Here is a 16739-nt window from a genome sequence, read left to right as displayed (position 1 = left end):
AAATAGATCCTATAGAATTCTGAAGAATTATCCATGAAAATAACCGAACACTTAGCTGCTTCAAAAAATAAAACCCTTTTTTCCTTCGAAATCTTACCCCCTTTAAAAGGGCAGAATATTCAGTCGATCTTTGACGGGATCGATCCTCTTATGGAATTCAATCCTCCTTTTATTGATGTGACCTATCACCGGGAAGAGTATGTTTATATTGAGCGCGCTAAAGGCTTATTGGAAAAAAGAGTGGTTCGAAAAAGACCCGGCACAGTTGGGATTTGTGCAGCGATACAAAGTAAATACAAAGTTGATGCTGTACCACACATTCTCTGCGGCGGATTTTCAAAAGAGGATACTGAAAATTTCCTCATCGACCTCGATTTCCTCGGAATTAAGAATGTAATGGCTTTGAGAGGAGATGCAGTAAAGAGCGAGATCTACTTTTCCCCCGATCCTCAGGGGCATAACTACGCAAATGAACTTGTTCAGCAAATTTCTGAAATGAATCATGGTCGGTTTTTGGATGAGGCCCTGGAAAACGGGCATAATACCGATTTCTGTATTGGCGTGGCGGGATATCCCGAAAAACATATGGAGGCTCCAAGCCTTCAGAAGGATATTCAGCGGCTAAAGGCAAAGATCGAGGCAGGAGCCGAATATGTCGTGACACAAATGTTCTTTGATAATAAAAAATTCTTTGAATTTGAGGCTCAATGCAGGGAGAGCGGGATTACAGTTCCTATAATTCCGGGACTCAAACCAATTGCCACAAAAAAGCAGCTTACGCTTATTCCTCACCGGTTTCACGTCGACCTGCCCAATGATCTTACCCTCGAAGTTGAAAAATGCAGCAATAACGAAGAGGTGCACCAGGTTGGGATCGAGTGGTGTATCGAGCAGAGCAAGGAACTGGTTGCTGCAGGTATTCCTGTGCTTCATTATTATTCCATGGGTAAGAGCGCTAACATCAAGGCAATAGCCTCTCAGGTTTTTTAACTAAAAAAGCTCCCAAAAATGACATTTTTGAGAGCATAGTTTTAGGTTCCATAGAAATTATTCCTGTTGAACTGGAACGCTTGATTTTTATCATTGTTTTTCAGCTTCCAGATTCTGAGCTTTATCCTTTAATTCCTTCTAAAAATGAGAAATTTCAGGATCATTTCGGTATTGTCAATTCTTACTTCAATAAGTGCAGCAATAGCAGCGGCTGCAGGAATCTTTTACACTAATGGAGGGGAGCCATATTTTTATGAATCCATTAGAGGAAAAGAAGTGGAGATCTATGGCCGCGGACTCTATCAACACATGTCTGCAGATGTAGCCATCCAGGGAATAGCACATGATTATGTTACACTTTTCATCGCAGTCCCGGTACTTCTTGTTTCCCTATACTTCCTGAAAAGGGGAAAGCTGAAGGCTGTTCTCTTTCATGCCGGAATATTGCATTTTTTCTTCCTAACCTATCTGTTCTATATGAACATGGGTATGTACAATACTCTTTTCCTGCTTTATGTTCTTATTACATCGCTTTCATTTTTTGCCTTAGCGATCACACTTTTTGAAGTAAGATTTTCTGGTTTAAAAGAGAAATTCCATACCGATTTAAGCCGAAAGCTTATTGGAGGATTCTTAATGTTCCTGTCGATAGCAATAGCTTTACTGTGGCTGGAGATCATTATTACACCATTGCTTGACGGAAGTATTTTTCCGGCTGCTGTAGCGCATTACACAAGCCTCACAGTTCAGGGACTGGATCTGTCTCTCTTTCTTCCTCTGGCTTTTGTTTCTGGCCTGTTACTTTGGAAAAACAAAGATCTGGGTTACATGATGTCCGCAGTAACCCTTATCTTCCTTTGCTTCCTGTTAACTGCTTTGGTTGCAAAGATTGTTGCTATGGCAATGACAGGTGTAAATGTAGTTCCGGTGGTTTTCATTATGCCTACTGCCCTGGTACTAACGCTCCTCTTCAGTTTCCTGCTCTTTAGAAAAATTAGATCGGGCACAGCTGCCGGGGCTCAGACTTCAAGTTCTATCCAAACAGGAGCGTGATCACTGGTTTTCTCCCAACCTCTCACCTGCTTATCTACTCCGGCATTCCTAAGTTTTTCACTAAGCTGCGGACTTAGCAGAAAATGGTCGATCCGCAAACCGGCATTCCTTCCGTAGGCATTCCGAAAGTAATCCCAGAAGGTGTAGATAGTTTCTTCAGGATATAATTTTCTTATTGCATCTGTCCAGCCCTGGGCGACGATCTTGTGATACGCTTGCCTTACCTCTGGCCGAAACAGCGCATCATCTATCCACCTTTCAGGTTTATATACATCTTTTTCTGTTGGCATGACATTGAAATCTCCAGTGAGAAGTACCGGGATATCTTGATCGAGAAGATCTTTTGCCCTGGTGGAAAGTCGGTCAAACCATCTTAATTTATAATCAAATTTAGGACCGGGAGCGGGATTACCGTTGGGAAGGTAGAGGCAGCCAATTAAAATATCATTGATCATTGCCTCTATGTATCGGCTCTGTTCATCTTCGGGCTCTCCTTCCAGGCCGCGGCCTACTTCCTGGATCTCAAGATGTTCCTTTGCGAGTATAGCTACTCCATTCCACCGTTTTTGGCCGTGCCAGATGGCTTTGTAACCTGCCTTTATGATCTCTTCCTTCGGAATTTTCTCGTCGGGAGACTTGAGCTCCTGAAGACAAACTACATCGGGTTCAGAATCCTTAAGCCACTGAAGTAGTACCGGCAACCTCGCATTAATGCCATTTACATTGTAAGTGGCGATTTTCATTTCAGAGGTTTTAGCTGTAAGATCTTCCCGTTATCCTCATCTGTCAACACCCATATCGACCCATCTGGACCTTGTTCCACATCTCTTACTCTTACAGAAAGCGGAATGCGTTCTACTTCTTTTGCATTGCCATCATCTACTTGAACACGTACGATTCCGGTAGAAGTGAGCCCGCCAATCATCATACTGTTCTTCCATTCAGGAAAAAGATCGCCGTTGTAAAAGATCATTCCCGAAGGAGAGATGGTAGGCGTCCACTTGATTAAAGCATCTGCAAATTCGGGTCGGGTAGTGGGCCTGGGAATTTTGCTGCCGTCATAGTTATCACCCCAGCTCACTACTGGCCAGCCGTAATTCTTACCAGCTTCAACAGGCTGCAATTCATCGCCTCCCATAGGTCCCATCTCTGCTACCCACAAGGTTCCGGTTTCGGGATGAAGGGCTGCACTTTCGATATTCCTGTGACCGTAAGACCAGATCTCTTCCCTGGCACCCGATTCTTCAAAAGAAGGATTTGCTTCAGAAGGAGTTCCATCCTCTTTAAGTCTTACAATAGTTCCTAAATGACTTGAGAGGTCTTGGGCGGGTTCAAATTTGAACCTTTCAGCAAGGGTGAGAAAAATGTCATTTTCGGGAGTAAAGATGATTCGACCTCCAAAATGATTGGGACCTTCAACTTTTGGTTCCATTCTGAACAGTACTTCAAAACCTTCGATAGAATTCCCTAAAAGCTTCCCTCTTCCTAGAGCTGTTGTCGCTGTATTATTTTCACCGGGCTCGGAAAAGGTTAGGTATACATAATTATTTTCTTCAAAATTTGGATGTAAAGCAACATCAAGCAAACCACCCTGACCTTCAGCAAAAACCTTAGGAGTTCCTGATAGCGGTACAGAAAGAGTGCTATCCTTTTCCAGAATTCTCAAGGCACCAGCTCTTTCGGTGACTAGAAGCCGGGAATCGGGGAGGAAAGCCATTCCCCAGGGATGATCAAGGTTTTCAGCAATTTTATGGATCTTCACATCGCCCGCGTCTGTTTTGACCGTGGGCTTTTGTGCCAGCGCTGCAGCGCTTAAAAGAACAATTAGAAAAAAGCTGATCCAGAATCTTTGTAAGCCTGGAACGGGGAGGGAAATTACCTGTGGGTGTTGATTTCTTTTCATAGCAGTAGTTTTGTATCTACCTAAGATAAAAAGACTTCATGCTGCGGGCAAGATGCTTAATAAACCTTAACACAGGATGTTTAAGCTTTGCAAATTTTCACCAAATTCCAATAAAAAATCTCAAGTCAGGGAAAAGTAAAAATTAGGGGTCTCAAAAATGGCATTTTTGGAACCTCTTTCAGGCGCTGGCTGGAATTTGAAGAGTGAACGAAGTTTCTTCTTCTGTCGAGGTCACCAGAAGTTGTCCCTCATGAGCTTTGGCAATTTCTGAAGCTATAAACAGCCCCAGTCCCAGTCCTTTCTTGGTATCATCATCTTCCCTGTAGAACGGCTGAAAAAGATGCTCAAGAGATTCCGTAGGGATCTTCTTACCTTTATTGGTAACGCTGAGTTCGAAATTTGTTCCGGTTGTAATTGCCTTAACAAAAATAGGAGCATCTGCATGGCCATGCTGGTCGGCGTTTGCAAGTAGGTTTGAGAGCAGTTGGCCAATTCTGTTTTTATCACACCACACTTCATCCTGTAGCTCACAAGTGAAAATAATTTCTCTGTTTGGAGTAGTTATCTTTATTTCTTTAATGACCTGTTCCATCATTTCCTGCAGGCTGCCATTATGAGCTTTTTTCTCAAGTACAAGCCCTTCTCCCATTTGGCCGCGAGCAAAATCCAGGATGTTCTCAATGAGGCCCTGCATTCTGTACGAGGTGGATTTGATCATGGCTGCATGCCGCTGCGTTAGCTCTTCCTTAGACATCTTCAAGAGAATGTCTGCACTCATGCGCATGGTGGCAATGGGATTCTTAAGATCGTGACCAAGAATGGCTATGAATTGATCTCTAAGTTCGGCCACTTTACGCTCTTCCTGAAGTTCAGCTTCTGCAGCTTTTACTTCATCCTGTGCATTCAGGTGAAAGGAAATTAGATCTGTAAAAAGCCTGAACATACCTTTTACTTCGTCAGTATCAATATTACCGGGAACAGAATCAAGCGCGCAGAGCGTTCCGAAGAATTCTCCATTCCTTTTGTAGATTGGCACAGAAATATAGCTTTTGATCCCGTAGAGTTTGGGCACGTGATGATCGCAGTATCTCTCGCTCTTGTCTACATCATCAAAGATAACGATCTCTCCCTCCCTGTGAACCTGCTGGCAAAAGGTATCATCTATATTGAGTTCATCACTAGGATTTAAACCAAGTGGAACATTATCCATTGTAGCACAGGCTACCCATCTCTCATTTGTAACGCGGGCAATCGCGGCAAATCGAAGGTTTGTTGTGCTACAAACGATTTGAAGCAATTGAGGAACAATGGAGATCTGATTTATGGCAGCAACGTCACCAGATAAATCTTTTTTACGCTTAACTTCGATAAAAGCTGAATTTTATAAATTACAGAGAATCATGCAACTTACGAATAAATTTTGAAATAACCATCAGGTTGTTTTAATCCCCTGATTCTATGTTTTTAAGGGTTTCCAGGACGTTCTGTTCTGTTTTAAAAAGCTTCTCCCGGCAAATCTTTAGAAGGGCAGAGGCACGCTTTACTTTGGCATCAAGTTCGTCAATTCCTATTTGAGAATTTTCCATTTCTTCCACGATCTGCTGTAATTCAGAAAATGCTTCTGTATATGTCAATTTAGTTCCCATAGTGGTCTAGCCTTCATTTTTAGTAATGGTAGCAAAAGTTTTTCCTGAAAATAATTCGGTTTCAATCTGGTCTCCTGGTTTAAGCGATGCGGTGCTGGTAATGACCTTTCCATCCTTCCTGGTAATGCTGAAGCCTCTTTTTAAAATACTCTTTGGAGATAGTAAAGCTACAGCACCGGCAAGAGACTTAAGCTCTGCCCCTTCCTCTTTGAATTTGCCTTTACTGCTGCCAATTAAACTTGTATTATAACTTTTAAGAATATTCTTGTGATGTACTAAGGTGCGACCTGCCAAAAATCCAAAGGAGCTGGTTACCTGGTCCACCTGGGAAGTACGCCTTTCCAGCAGGAGCGTCGATGCATTCTTTAACCTGCGTACATGCTCTCTTAGAGGCATTGCAAAATCGTTAAACTCCTGGAGCAGAAATTCCGCAATCTTGGTAGGGGTGATGAAACTTCGATAACTTACCAGCTCACTAACGGTCTCGTTTGTGGAATGGCCAATGCCAGTCAAAACCGGAATTGGAAAGCCTGCTATCTCCTTTGCTAAAATATAATTATCATAGCAGCTTAAACCAATATCCCCGCCCCCTCCTCTTATAATGGCAACGGCGTCAAATTTAGATTGGTGTTTTCTGATCCTCGACAACTGGGATCTTATGGTGATCACGGCCCTTTCTCCCTGTAGAATTGCGGGAAAGAGTTTATAGTGAATTTTATAACCCCATTGATTATGCTCAATCACATTGATGAAATCCTGATATCCTTTGCTGCTGTCTACAGATATGATTGCAAGGGTTTTTGGCAGTACAGGAAGCAACAATTTTTTATTGGCTTCAAAAAGGCCTTCTGCCATGAGTTTTTTTATGGCTTCTGCACGCTGGCGAGCGAGTTCGCCCAAAGTATATTCAGGATCAATATCGAGAATATTCAGGGCCAGACCGTAAACCGAATGATAGGTTACCGTAGCCTTTACAACCACCGTCATGTCATCACGCAGATCTTCATTTAAGATCTGCCTGAATTTCTCATTAATATGATCAAAATTTGCCTTCCAGATATTTCCCTTCAATTCAGCTATGATCCTTCCATCCTTTTTTTCAACAAGATCTGGATAACAGTGACCGGTGTGGGGGTAATGATTCAGCTTTACTATTTCGGCCTTGACCCAAACAACCTTGCTGCAATGTGCATTGATCACATTTTCGATAGCTTCGGTAAGTTTGGAAAGGGAAAAGACTCTTTTGGCCATTTTGCTACTGTTGTTATAAGCGAAGATATTTTAAAATTTCAGTAGAAAAAATAAAAGCATGAAAATAGCGATCTGCCGTTTCCTGATCTTTTATCACGTATGTCGATCTCATGATCCGGTTTTCCTATGATGCCTTCCGGCTTAATGCTTTTCCTTTCATTAATTTTGGAGGAACAGATCAAGATCAAACGAAAGTAAAATTTATGACAGAAAATTCGAACCGGCTCTTCAGGCCATTAAAGATAAGAAGCATTGAACTCAAAAACCGCATTGGAGTTTCTCCTATGTGTATGTACAGCAGTGAAGATGGTTTTGCAAATAACTGGCACCTCGTACATTTAGGCACCAGGGCAGTTGGAGGCGCCGGACTCATTATTTCTGAAGCTACTGCGGTTTCTCCTGAAGGCCGTATCTCTCCAGGTGATCTTGGGATATGGAAAGATGAACACGTGGAAAAACTGAAGGAGATAACGGCATTTTTGGAAGAACAGGGAAGTGTTCCCGGTATCCAGCTTGCGCATGCCGGAAGAAAAGCTTCTACCTTGAGGCCCTGGGAAGGGGGAGCTGTAGTGAATGAAAACGAAGGAGGCTGGCAACCTGTTGCGCCCTCTGCCATCTCTTTTTATGAAGATCATACGGCCCCATTATCTCTTGATGATATTGGTATAAAAAAGGTGATAAGCGATTTTAGAAAGGCAGCAAAAAGGGCAAAAAGAGCGGGCTTTAAAGTAGTAGAAATTCACGCTGCTCACGGCTACCTGCTTCACGAATTTCTTTCTCCTCTAAGCAATAAAAGAAAGGACAGTTATGGCGGAAGTTTTGAAAACCGCTCCCGGTTACTGCTTGAGGTGGTAAATGCCGTAAGGGAAGAATGGCCGGAGGAACTACCGCTGTTCGTAAGAATTTCGGCAACAGATTGGGCTGAAGGAGGCTGGAATCTGGAAGAAGCAGTAGAATTATCTAAGTTGCTTCTGAAAAATGAGGTAGACCTTATCGACTGCTCTTCTGGTGGCCTGGTGCCTAAGGTAAATATTCCCGTGCAGAAGAAATATCAGGTGCCATTTTCAGAAGAAATAAAAAGAAAATCAGGAATAATGACTGCTGCGGTTGGTTTGATCACAACAGCTAAGGAAGCTGAAGAAGTACTTGAACAGGAGCAGGCCGATCTTATTTTTCTAGGAAGAGAATTGCTAAGGAATCCATATTTTCCATTCCAGGCAGCCCAGGAATTGGGAGCAGAAGTTAGCTGGCCTAAACAGTATCTGCGATCCAGACCTCGGGAATAAAAAAGTCCCGCCAGGAAATTATGGCGGGATTTGTCATTTTTGGCACCTCTGTTAAAGAATGATCCAATCTACCAGAGAACCTACAATAGCAATGAGTATAGCAAGCCATAAGGAAGGCATGAAGCCATGAGTTTTAAACCCGGTACTCAACTTATCGGCCAGTTCAATGATGATCGCGAAAGCGATGATCCTGGTGATAAAACCAAGGCCAAGAAAGAAAAATAATCCCAGAGTTGCGATATTGAGAACTGCAGTGAGGATCCAGCTCAAAAAGAAGCTCAGGATACCTATAAGTAATGCTACTACCAGGGCTGTCTTCCATCCCTTGATCTCAACTTTAGGTAACATTTTTGCTGCAATTAGGAGTACAGCAGCATCAATGATAATGTGTAGGAGCCAGTTAAGCATATGTGTTTGGTTTATTGGTTAGTTTTCAGTATCGCTTATTTTTTCCGCTTTTTTCTTGAGGTCATTCACATTGGTTGGGTAAGGTTTTTCTTTAAGGACCTTCGCCAGGTGAACCAGATTGTAAACCATGTGATAAAGATTCCGATTGGTGAAGAAATGCCTGTCTCCTTTTGCTTCTATGTACGCAGGGCCAGGTCCTGCCTTGCCAACGTAATAGCTAAAAGCGTTCACCGGCACTGTAAAACCATGCTCTGAAAGATCAAAACAGATACTGGAAATGGCTTTTTTTGCACCATCTTCATTGCCATCTACCATTACGCCGGCCACTTTATTAAAGGTAGGATACTGGCCGGTGGCCTCATCGGCCTCATTCCAGATCCCATCAAACCTTTCGGCTACAAGTTTGGCAACAGAGCTGCGGTCACCACGCCAAATTGGGGTTGCGATTATCATGATGTCACTGGCCTTTACCTTTTCAAGGATTTCCGGCCAATCGTCTCTAGTACCCTCATCTGAGGAATTTCCAAACTTCACCTGGTGATCAATCACCCTTACCTGCTCGGTCTTAACGTCGAGCTCTGCAAAGATTTTCTCCGCCTGTTTGATGAAAGCGGCCGTGTTTGAGGTTTCTGGAGATTTCTTTAATGTACAATTCAGAAAGAGTGCTTTTAATGCCATAATTTTTATCTCATGTTAGTTGCACCATCCATTTGATGCTTTAGTTTTAGATTACCTTTAGGTTCTTTTTTTAGCTTTGAGGGCACCTCATCCCCAACGGGACCTTTCCCTATAGTTATTCCCCCATCGGCAGAGAAGATCGCTCCTGTTACATAAGAGGCTTCATCTGATGCCAGGAAGAGATAAACATTCGCAATTTCCTCGGGCGTACCTCTGCGTCCAAGAGGAGTAGCACTCATCATTTGCTTTTCGATCTTTTTATTGATATCACTGGTTTCCTTGTGTGTCCATGCAGTATCAATTGGCCCTGGAGCTACACAATTTGCTCTAATGCCATTCTTAGCCTGTTCAGCAGCTACTCCTTTCATGAAGGCGTGAATGAAGCGTTTTGTACCACCGTAAGGAGTTACATTTGGAATGCCAATTTTCCCTGCCTCAGAGCCGGCAGAGACAATGCATCCACGGCTTTTTTTTAAATGCGGTATAGCAAATTTGGTCATTAGAAATGCGGTTCTAAGGTTATTCTTGATGAGATTGTCAAATGCTTCTATGGTGTATTCATCAATGGTATTAGCTTCAGGGTAAACGCCGGCATTATTGATCAAAATATCGATACGTCCAAAGTGCTTTACAGCGGTTTCAATTGCTGCGCGTGCATTTTCTTCAGAAGAAATATCAGCAGAAAAACCTATGGCTTTAGCTTTTGTTTTTTTGATATCATTGATCACATCCTTGACAGGGTCCTGTGGCATGCCTATGAGAAATACTTCGGCTCCCTCTGCAGCAAATTTTTTCGAGATCGCTTCGCCAATCCCTGTAGCTCCGCCTGTAATCACAGCTACTTTCTTTTCCAATCTTTTCATAGTCTTTTTCATTTTCTGATTATAAGGCAAAGCCGCCTATTTCTAATTTAAAAGCTTTTGCTCCCGTCACAAAAGGATTAAGAAAGCTTTAGCGGTTTTTTTCTCAAATCTTAACGATAATTCAAAATTTTGAAAGGATTCAGTTAAGGCAATGCTAATGAGTAATTTAAGACACAAAAATTCAGGTATCTTGTATGGGAACATTAAAGGATTTGAGGTCATGAGGTCAATATGGAACGGCTCGATTAGCTTTGGTTTAGTAACCATTCCCATTAAGATGTATTCCGGGAGCGAAGAAAGGAAACTGGAACTGGATATGCTCGATAAGAACGATCATGCGCGGATAAGATACAAGCGCGTTAATGAGGTTACAGGGGAAGAAGTGGAATGGAAAGATATTGTAAAAGGTTATCGACAGGATGACTCATACATTGTCCTTGAAAAGGAAGATTTTGACAAGGCCAATATGAAGAAGTCGCGCACCATTGATATTGAAGAATTCATTGAAGAAAAAGATGTTGCCGACGTTCTCTTCAAAAAACCTTACTTTCTTGAACCACAAAAGGATGGTGAGAAGTCTTATAATCTTTTAAAGGAAGCTTTAAAAGACACGGGAAAATTAGGAGTGGCTACTTTTGTAATGAGAGCAAAAGAAAACCTGAGCCTTGTAGGAGTTTACAAGGATGCCCTGGTGCTGCACGTTATAAGATTTTCCGATGAGATTAGAGATCCTTCAGAGCTTAAACTTCCAGATACAAAGGTCTCAAAAAAGGAGATAGATATGGCCAAGTCTCTTATTGAACAATATACTGAAGAGTTCAATTTCGAAAAATATAAGGATGTCTACAATGATCAACTCTTAAAGATCATAAAAGCAAAAACCGGAGGCAAGAAAACGAAAGTGGAGAAATTTGAATCCAAAGCGACACCTGCGACCGATCTTATGGCGCAATTAAAAGCTAGTCTCGACAAAAAGAAAAAGAAAAGTAAAGCATCTTAATGGCACTTGACGAGTACATCAAAAAACGGAATTTCTCAAAGACTCCCGAACCTGATGCTGAGATTGGAAAAAATAACGGGAGCCTGCGATTTGTCATCCAAAGACACCGGGCGAGGCGCCTGCATTATGACCTTCGGTTGGAAATGGAAGGTGTCCTTAAAAGCTGGGCCGTGCCTAAAGGACCCTCCATGAATCCAGATGATAAGCGGCTGGCCATCATGACCGAGGATCATCCTATAAAGTATCTCAACTTTCACGGGACTATTCCCAAAGGAAATTACGGGGCCGGAGAAATGAGTATCTGGGATGAAGGGACATACGAAGCTTCTGGTGGAGGGACTGAGAAAGACCTCTTAAAAATGCTAAAAAAAGGAGATCTTAAAATTACATTTTCGGGCACTAAGATCAAAGGAACTTTTGCATTGGTCCATACCAGAAGAGGAGGAGAAAAGGACAACCAATGGCTGCTTATTAAAAAGAAAGACGAATTCTCAACAGATCTTGTTTATGATGCTGAAAACTTGAGTGATCACGCGGCGACCGAAAAGGTAAAGCAACTTGAGATCACCGAACTGGTAAAGCCCATGCTGGCTACAAAAGCCCCAGAGATCTTTAATAAGGCCAACTGGATCTATGAACTGAAGTGGGATGGATATCGCGCCCTTGCAAATATTCAAAAAGGGAAGGTAGATCTTTACTCCAGGAATGGGATTTCCTTTAAAGCGAAATTCAGAGAGATCTATGAACAATTAAAAAATATCCCTCATGATGTCATTTTAGACGGGGAGATTGTGGTGCTGGATGAGTCGGGTAAACCGGTGTTTCAGAAGCTTCAGAATTATCAAAAGGCACCTTCAGGGGAATTAAGATATTATGTTTTCGATTTGCTGTATCTCAACGGCCATAATATTATGCACCTGCCCCTTACCGAAAGGAAAAGCCTTTTACCAGCAGTAATTGAAGATATTCCGCAGGTATTTTACTGTGACCATGTGGAAAGTATGGGAAAAACCTTTTTTGAGCAGGCAGTAGAATCTGGGATGGAAGGGGTGATAGCCAAAAAAGCTGATTCTCAATATGCTCCCGGCATCAGAAGCGATAAATGGTTAAAGATAAAAGCTTTTGAAAGTCAGGAGGCCCTTATCTGCGGCTATACAGATTCTGACACGGGTGGTCCTTTTGGTTCGATAATTCTTGGAATGCATCGGGATGATGAGTTAGTATATATTGGAAATTGTGGGACTGGGTTCAGCGATCAGAACAAGAAGGATTTACATGAAAAATTTCAGCCTTTGATCACTCAGGAAAAACCCTTTTCCAGGAAGATCAACCTGAAGGGACGGGTGGCCACCTGGCTTCATCCTGAACTTATATGTGAAGTGAAATTTGCGGAATGGACCCGTTCTGGTCACATGAGACATCCTTCTTTCAAGGGGCTGCGCATGGATAAGGTTCCACAGGAAGTAACCAAAGAGAAAACAGTAAAGGTGCCAAAGCAAAACCCCGCCAAAAAGAAGGAAGGGGAAGCACTTGAAATAGGAGGGATCTCTGTGCCTATAAGTAATTTGGATAAGGTTTACTGGCCAGAATCGGGGTTGAGAAAATATGATCTTATTGAATACTACCTTCAGGTTTCAGAAACTATTCTGCCCTACCTTGTCAACAGGCCACAAAACCTGCATCGTCATCCAAACGGAATTAACGAGGAGGGATTCTATCAAAAAGACACCGCCGGTATCTTTCCTCACTGGCTGGAAACGATCAAGGTCTTTTCAAAGCACAATAACAGGGAGATCGAGTACCTCATGTGTCAGAATGAGGCGAGTCTTATTTACCTGGCCAACCTGGGATGCATTGAGCTAAACCCGTGGAATTCAAGTAAAGAGAATTTGTTATATCCAGACTATACAGTTATCGATATAGACCCTTCAGAAAAAACCTCTTTTGAACAGGTAATTGAAGTTGCTCTTGTAGCCAAAGAAGTGCTGGATAAGGCTAAGATCAAAGGTTACGTAAAAACTTCAGGTTCCAGCGGCATCCACATTTACATCCCGTTGGGTGCCAGATATACTTACGATGAGGCAAAAGATTTCACCAAGATCTTATGTTATTTCATCAAAGAGGAGCTTCCTGATCTCACTTCCATGGAAAGAAATGTGAAAAAAAGAAAGGGGAAGATCTATCTTGATTTTTTACAGAATCGAAAGGGGCAGACCCTTGCAGCTCCTTATTGCGCAAGACCGAAACCCGGGGCGACAGTCTCAGCTCCTCTTGATTGGAAAGAGGTAAAACCGGGGCTGGATATGAGAGACTTTAATATTAAGACGATGCCAGCAAGGATTCAGGAAAAGCCCGATTTCTTCAAGCCTGTTTTAGGAAAGGGAGTTGATATTGAAAAAGCAATAAATGCCCTTTCTGGAGAATAAGCAGAATATTAGTCCTCGACGTCCTGATCTAATTCTACAGCGTGCTGTTGCAGAAAATACTTAGGGCTTACTCCATATTTCTCCTTGAAAATTTTAGAAAAATAGCTGCGGTTGTTAAGGCCAATAAGTCCAACAATTTGCGAAATGTTGTGATCTGAATTGTGCAACATCTCTTTCGCAGCTTCAAGTTTCACCTGTTGTACGTATTTGTTTACTGTAAGATTGAACATGTACTTAAATCCTTCCTGCAACTTATTTACGTTGGTTCCTACTTCTTTGGCCAGATGATCTACCGAATAATTCTTATTGAGGTCCTGAGAAATAATTTCAACTGCTTTTTTCACTTTTTCAACATCTGAGCGGCGCAAGATAATTGACCTGTTCCCGTCTTGCTGGTCATCGTGAAACTGACTTATTTGCTTGGCAAGCATTTCGTATGCTTTTCCTTCCAGGAAGATAGACCTTAAAAACCCAGTATGTTCTTTATTGCTGATGGCTTCAACAATATCTGCAGCCTGGATGCTGTAGTTTCCCTGATAAAAGAATAATTCCTGAGCCACCTTATCTCGAAAGATCTTATCCATTTTCGGGTCCAGATCCTTAAAATCATAATTGCGACGCTTACTGAATTCACTTCTTATAATTTCCAGACTGGTCACATGAGCAGTTTCATTCGCCTTGAAAAAGAGCACATGACCATTATGGCCGCTGCTTGAGACTATCACATTCTGATACATGTCTATGGTATGCACTTCCATATTTTCCTCAAAAGCATGGTCTACTTTACCTTCAGAACAGAAAATAAATTTTAGCGGATGCGTTTCATTAATGGTGAAATGGATTTGCAGGTCGTGATAGAATGTCACGTGGTATTCAATAATTCCTACTCCAGAAGAAAAACTGGAGCCTCTAATATATCCTTGTCCCATTTGCTCAGGGAGTTCAACGGTGAGTTCTCCGCCATCTTTTTTAAAAGGTGTTTTAAATTGTTTTGAAAAATTTTCTATAATTTCTTCCACAGGAAGAGCCTTGACAAATAATTCCATTATTGTTTTTTCTTAATTTCTAACCAGAAAAATAAAAGTTCAAAAACAGACTCCTAAATGAGCTGTTTTATATGTTCATGTATATCTTAAACCTAGGTATTTTTGAAGGATCTGTGCGCCAAAATTGTGTTATAAATTGTACAGATCGTGCCAAAAACGGTAACGTTTAACGCTTCTTTAAGCTAATTTTAATTTTTTCGTACAAAATTTTAAATCCCTGGGTTTTAGCCTATGATTTTATTTTACCTTATACTGGGACTGGAAGTTCTGGTAGTTTTATTCGTAAGTATCTTTCTTTTTCGGAAAGTATATAGTATGTATCGCGAGCGAAAGGACAGAAGGCGTTAAGGACCAGGCACTGCCTGGCAGGTTTGCTATTTGGAACGTCGGTAAGGCTGATGTATCTTTGCACAAAGGAAAAAGATGAAGAGTGTTAAAGCATTAAAGTGGCGCTATGCCACAAAGAAATTTGATCCCAATAAGATCCTTCCGGCAGAGAAAATCGAAATATTAAAAAGAACTTTTAACCTTACAGCTACTTCTTATGGACTGCAGCCTCTAAAGCTTGTAGTGGTTCAGAATAAGGAGATTCAGGAGCAGTTGATGTCTGCTTCTTATAACCAGAAACAAATTGGTACTGCTTCACATGTTCTTGTGATCTGTATTGAAAAATCTGTTGGCAAGGATTTTATAGAGAAACATTTTAAAACTGTACAGGATATCAGAAAAACTCCAGACGAGATCCTGGATCCATTTCGGGAATCTCTTATTGGAAGTTTTGAGAAAAAGCCTATAGATGAAGTGAAGATCTGGGCGACACATCAGGCTTACCTTGTATTGGGAACCTTACTTACCGTATGTGCTGTTGAAGAGATCGACTCATGCCCCATGGAAGGTTTTGAACCCATAAAATATAATGGGTTACTCAAATTGGACGACCATAACCTTGAGGCGGTGCTTGCGCTGCCTGTAGGATACAGGGCACAAGACGATTTCTTTTCGGAGTTAAAAAAGGTAAGAAGACCGCTCGAAGAGACAGTGATCGAACTCTAGTAGTTCACATATTCGGTGATCTCTAATCCATATCCAATCATTCCCACTCTTTTAGTTTGTCTAGTATTAGACAGTAACCTGATCTTATGAATTTCCAGGTCATGCAGAATTTGTGCGCCAATACCAAAATCCTTGGTATCGAGAACTAGGGGAGGAGCCTTCATTTCTCCCTGCTTCTGAAGGGTTTTTAAATCTTTAAGTCTGGAAAGAAGGTTCATTGACTGGCTCTCCTGATTAATGAAGACTATGGCGCCTTTGCCTTCTTCATTAACAGCCTTGAACATATCATCCAGTTTTTTGTCTGCATTACTGGTTAGGGTCCCTAAAATGTCATTATTGACCAGTGTTGAATTCATGCGCACCAACACCGGGTCTGTAGATTTCCATGCTCCTTTTGACAGAGCAATATGGATCTGTTTATTAGTAGTTTGTTCATAGGCCCTTAACCTGAAGTTTCCAAACCTCGTTTCAATATCAAAATCTTCCTTTTTTACTATAAGGGAATCATGTTGCATTCTGTAGGCAACCAGGTCTTCAATGGAAACGATCTTAAGGTCAAACTTCTCTGCTACTTTTACGAGCTGGGGCAATCTTGCCATCGTACCATCGTCGTTCATGATCTCCACGATAACTCCTGCCGGCTCAAATCCTGCTAAACGTGCAAAATCAATGGCTGCTTCTGTATGACCAGTGCGCCTAAGAACACCACCTTCTTTAGCCTTTAATGGAAAAATGTGACCTGGGCGGCTTAGATCATTGGGGCGGGTCTCCTTATCAATAAGGGAACGAATGGTCTCTGCTCTGTCAGATGCTGAAATACCGGTAGTAACACCCTTACCTTTAAGATCTACGGAAATTGTAAAGGCAGTTTCAAGAGGATCTGTACTATTTCCCACCATCATTTCCAGCTCCAGCTCCTTACAACGCCTTTCTGTAAGTGGTGCACAAATAAGACCTCTACCGTGGGTAGCCATGAAATTGATCATTTCGGGGGTTACCTTTGCGGCGGCAGCGAGAAAATCTCCTTCATTTTCCCGGTCTTCATCATCAACAACTATGATCACCTTGCCGGCTCTTATGTCGTCAATAGCTTCTTTAATCGTATGTAGTTTGAGAGAAGTTTCCGTGGTCATGGT

The 16739-nt window shown here is 41.9% G+C and carries 16 protein-coding genes; 6 read left to right on the top strand and 10 right to left on the bottom strand.

Annotation, left to right across the window (positions count from 1 at the left end):
• Positions 1 to 33 precede the first annotated feature (33 nt).
• Both metF and HC175_RS00425 read left to right on the top strand, forming a co-directional pair.
• Positions 34 to 990 carry a methylenetetrahydrofolate reductase [NAD(P)H] gene (gene metF, locus HC175_RS00430; RefSeq protein ID WP_168136551.1) on the top strand — a complete coding sequence of 319 codons (957 nt, stop codon included), beginning with the start codon at positions 34 to 36 and terminating at the stop codon, positions 988 to 990.
• Positions 991 to 1134: 144 nt separating this feature from the next.
• Positions 1135 to 2043: a YfhO family protein gene (locus HC175_RS00425; RefSeq protein WP_168136550.1), complete on the top strand. Its 909-nt coding sequence runs from the start codon at positions 1135 to 1137 to the stop codon at positions 2041 to 2043.
• On the opposite strand, the gene xth is transcribed toward HC175_RS00425, so the two are convergent.
• The 5 genes from xth to xseA form a co-directional block, all read right to left on the bottom strand.
• A complete protein-coding gene (xth, locus tag HC175_RS00420) occupies positions 2010 to 2786 on the bottom strand; it encodes an exodeoxyribonuclease III (RefSeq protein WP_168136549.1) in 777 nt (258 codons plus the stop codon). The genes HC175_RS00425 and xth overlap by 34 nt on opposite strands.
• Positions 2783 to 3946 carry a PQQ-dependent sugar dehydrogenase gene (locus HC175_RS00415; protein ID WP_168136548.1) on the bottom strand — a complete coding sequence of 388 codons (1164 nt, stop codon included), beginning with the start codon at positions 3944 to 3946 and terminating at the stop codon, positions 2783 to 2785. The genes xth and HC175_RS00415 overlap by 4 nt, the downstream gene beginning before the upstream one ends.
• 178 nt (positions 3947 to 4124) lie before the next feature.
• The gene (locus HC175_RS00410) at positions 4125 to 5243 is read right to left on the bottom strand and encodes a GAF domain-containing sensor histidine kinase (RefSeq protein WP_168136547.1); all 1119 of its coding nucleotides are present in this window, start codon (positions 5241 to 5243) and stop codon (positions 4125 to 4127) included.
• A gap of 145 nt (positions 5244 to 5388) precedes the next feature.
• Positions 5389 to 5592: an exodeoxyribonuclease VII small subunit gene (gene xseB / locus HC175_RS00405; RefSeq protein WP_168136546.1), complete on the bottom strand. Its 204-nt coding sequence runs from the start codon at positions 5590 to 5592 to the stop codon at positions 5389 to 5391.
• Positions 5593 to 5598: 6 nt separating this feature from the next.
• A complete protein-coding gene (gene xseA / locus HC175_RS00400; RefSeq protein ID WP_168136545.1) occupies positions 5599 to 6843 on the bottom strand; it encodes an exodeoxyribonuclease VII large subunit in 1245 nt (414 codons plus the stop codon).
• 203 nt (positions 6844 to 7046) lie between these two features.
• On the opposite strand from xseA, the gene namA reads away from it, so the two are divergent.
• Positions 7047 to 8129 (top strand): NADPH dehydrogenase NamA, encoded by a 1083-nt coding sequence (gene namA / locus HC175_RS00395; protein ID WP_168136544.1) that lies wholly within the window; start codon positions 7047 to 7049, stop codon positions 8127 to 8129.
• Between the two features lie 51 nt (positions 8130 to 8180).
• Here namA and HC175_RS00390 read toward each other — a convergent pair whose 3' ends face one another.
• The 3 genes from HC175_RS00390 to HC175_RS00380 are packed head-to-tail and all read right to left on the bottom strand — an operon-like array spanning position 8181 to position 10078.
• Complete coding sequence (locus HC175_RS00390; protein WP_168136543.1) at positions 8181 to 8537, bottom strand: phage holin family protein; 357 nt, start codon at positions 8535 to 8537, stop codon at positions 8181 to 8183.
• A gap of 18 nt (positions 8538 to 8555) precedes the next feature.
• Entirely contained in the window at positions 8556 to 9215 is a 660-nt protein-coding gene (locus HC175_RS00385; RefSeq protein ID WP_168136542.1) for a flavodoxin family protein, read from the bottom strand.
• Between the two features lie 5 nt (positions 9216 to 9220).
• Complete coding sequence (locus tag HC175_RS00380; RefSeq protein ID WP_168136541.1) at positions 9221 to 10078, bottom strand: SDR family NAD(P)-dependent oxidoreductase; 858 nt, start codon at positions 10076 to 10078, stop codon at positions 9221 to 9223.
• Between the two features lie 220 nt (positions 10079 to 10298).
• On the opposite strand from HC175_RS00380, the gene ku reads away from it, so the two are divergent.
• On the top strand, positions 10299 to 11078 hold the full coding sequence (gene ku, locus HC175_RS00375) for a non-homologous end joining protein Ku (protein WP_168137105.1): 780 nt from the start codon (positions 10299 to 10301) through the stop codon (positions 11076 to 11078).
• Complete coding sequence (gene ligD, locus HC175_RS00370; RefSeq protein ID WP_168136540.1) at positions 11078 to 13504, top strand: DNA ligase D; 2427 nt, start codon at positions 11078 to 11080, stop codon at positions 13502 to 13504. The genes ku and ligD overlap by 1 nt, the downstream gene beginning before the upstream one ends.
• Before the next feature lie 8 nt (positions 13505 to 13512).
• On the opposite strand, the gene HC175_RS00365 is transcribed toward ligD, so the two are convergent.
• Positions 13513 to 14550 carry a helix-turn-helix domain-containing protein gene (locus HC175_RS00365; RefSeq protein WP_168136539.1) on the bottom strand — a complete coding sequence of 346 codons (1038 nt, stop codon included), beginning with the start codon at positions 14548 to 14550 and terminating at the stop codon, positions 13513 to 13515.
• 423 nt (positions 14551 to 14973) lie between these two features.
• Here HC175_RS00365 and HC175_RS00360 point away from each other — a divergent pair, with 423 nt between their 5' ends.
• The gene (locus HC175_RS00360) at positions 14974 to 15603 is read left to right on the top strand and encodes an NAD(P)H-dependent oxidoreductase (RefSeq protein WP_168136538.1); all 630 of its coding nucleotides are present in this window, start codon (positions 14974 to 14976) and stop codon (positions 15601 to 15603) included.
• On the opposite strand, the gene ribB is transcribed toward HC175_RS00360, so the two are convergent.
• On the bottom strand, positions 15600 to 16736 hold the full coding sequence (gene ribB, locus HC175_RS00355) for a 3,4-dihydroxy-2-butanone-4-phosphate synthase (protein ID WP_168136537.1): 1137 nt from the start codon (positions 16734 to 16736) through the stop codon (positions 15600 to 15602). The two genes, HC175_RS00360 and ribB, sit on opposite strands and share 4 nt — an antisense overlap.
• Positions 16737 to 16739: the final 3 nt, after the last annotated feature.

Source organism: Salinimicrobium oceani (assembly GCF_012037645.1).
This window is presented reverse-complemented; position numbering and strand designations above follow the sequence as displayed.

Bases quoted from the DNA above. Each gene is read 5' to 3' on its own strand.
- xseB (WP_168136546.1), bottom strand. From the start codon at position 5,592: ATGGGAACTAAATTGACATATACAGAAGCATTTTCTGAATTACAGCAG.
- xth (WP_168136549.1), bottom strand. From the start codon at position 2,786: ATGAAAATCGCCACTTACAATGTAAATGGCATTAATGCGAGGTTGCCG.
- ligD (WP_168136540.1), top strand. From the start codon at position 11,078: ATGGCACTTGACGAGTACATCAAAAAACGGAATTTCTCAAAGACTCCC.
- ku (WP_168137105.1), top strand. From the start codon at position 10,299: ATGAGGTCAATATGGAACGGCTCGATTAGCTTTGGTTTAGTAACCATT.
- HC175_RS00390 (WP_168136543.1), bottom strand. From the start codon at position 8,537: ATGCTTAACTGGCTCCTACACATTATCATTGATGCTGCTGTACTCCTA.
- metF (WP_168136551.1), top strand. From the start codon at position 34: ATGAAAATAACCGAACACTTAGCTGCTTCAAAAAATAAAACCCTTTTT.
- HC175_RS00360 (WP_168136538.1), top strand. From the start codon at position 14,974: ATGAAGAGTGTTAAAGCATTAAAGTGGCGCTATGCCACAAAGAAATTT.
- HC175_RS00380 (WP_168136541.1), bottom strand. From the start codon at position 10,078: ATGAAAAGATTGGAAAAGAAAGTAGCTGTGATTACAGGCGGAGCTACA.
- HC175_RS00365 (WP_168136539.1), bottom strand. From the start codon at position 14,550: ATGGAATTATTTGTCAAGGCTCTTCCTGTGGAAGAAATTATAGAAAAT.
- ribB (WP_168136537.1), bottom strand. From the start codon at position 16,736: ATGACCACGGAAACTTCTCTCAAACTACATACGATTAAAGAAGCTATT.
- HC175_RS00415 (WP_168136548.1), bottom strand. From the start codon at position 3,946: ATGAAAAGAAATCAACACCCACAGGTAATTTCCCTCCCCGTTCCAGGC.
- xseA (WP_168136545.1), bottom strand. From the start codon at position 6,843: ATGGCCAAAAGAGTCTTTTCCCTTTCCAAACTTACCGAAGCTATCGAA.
- HC175_RS00425 (WP_168136550.1), top strand. From the start codon at position 1,135: ATGAGAAATTTCAGGATCATTTCGGTATTGTCAATTCTTACTTCAATA.
- HC175_RS00385 (WP_168136542.1), bottom strand. From the start codon at position 9,215: ATGGCATTAAAAGCACTCTTTCTGAATTGTACATTAAAGAAATCTCCA.
- namA (WP_168136544.1), top strand. From the start codon at position 7,047: ATGACAGAAAATTCGAACCGGCTCTTCAGGCCATTAAAGATAAGAAGC.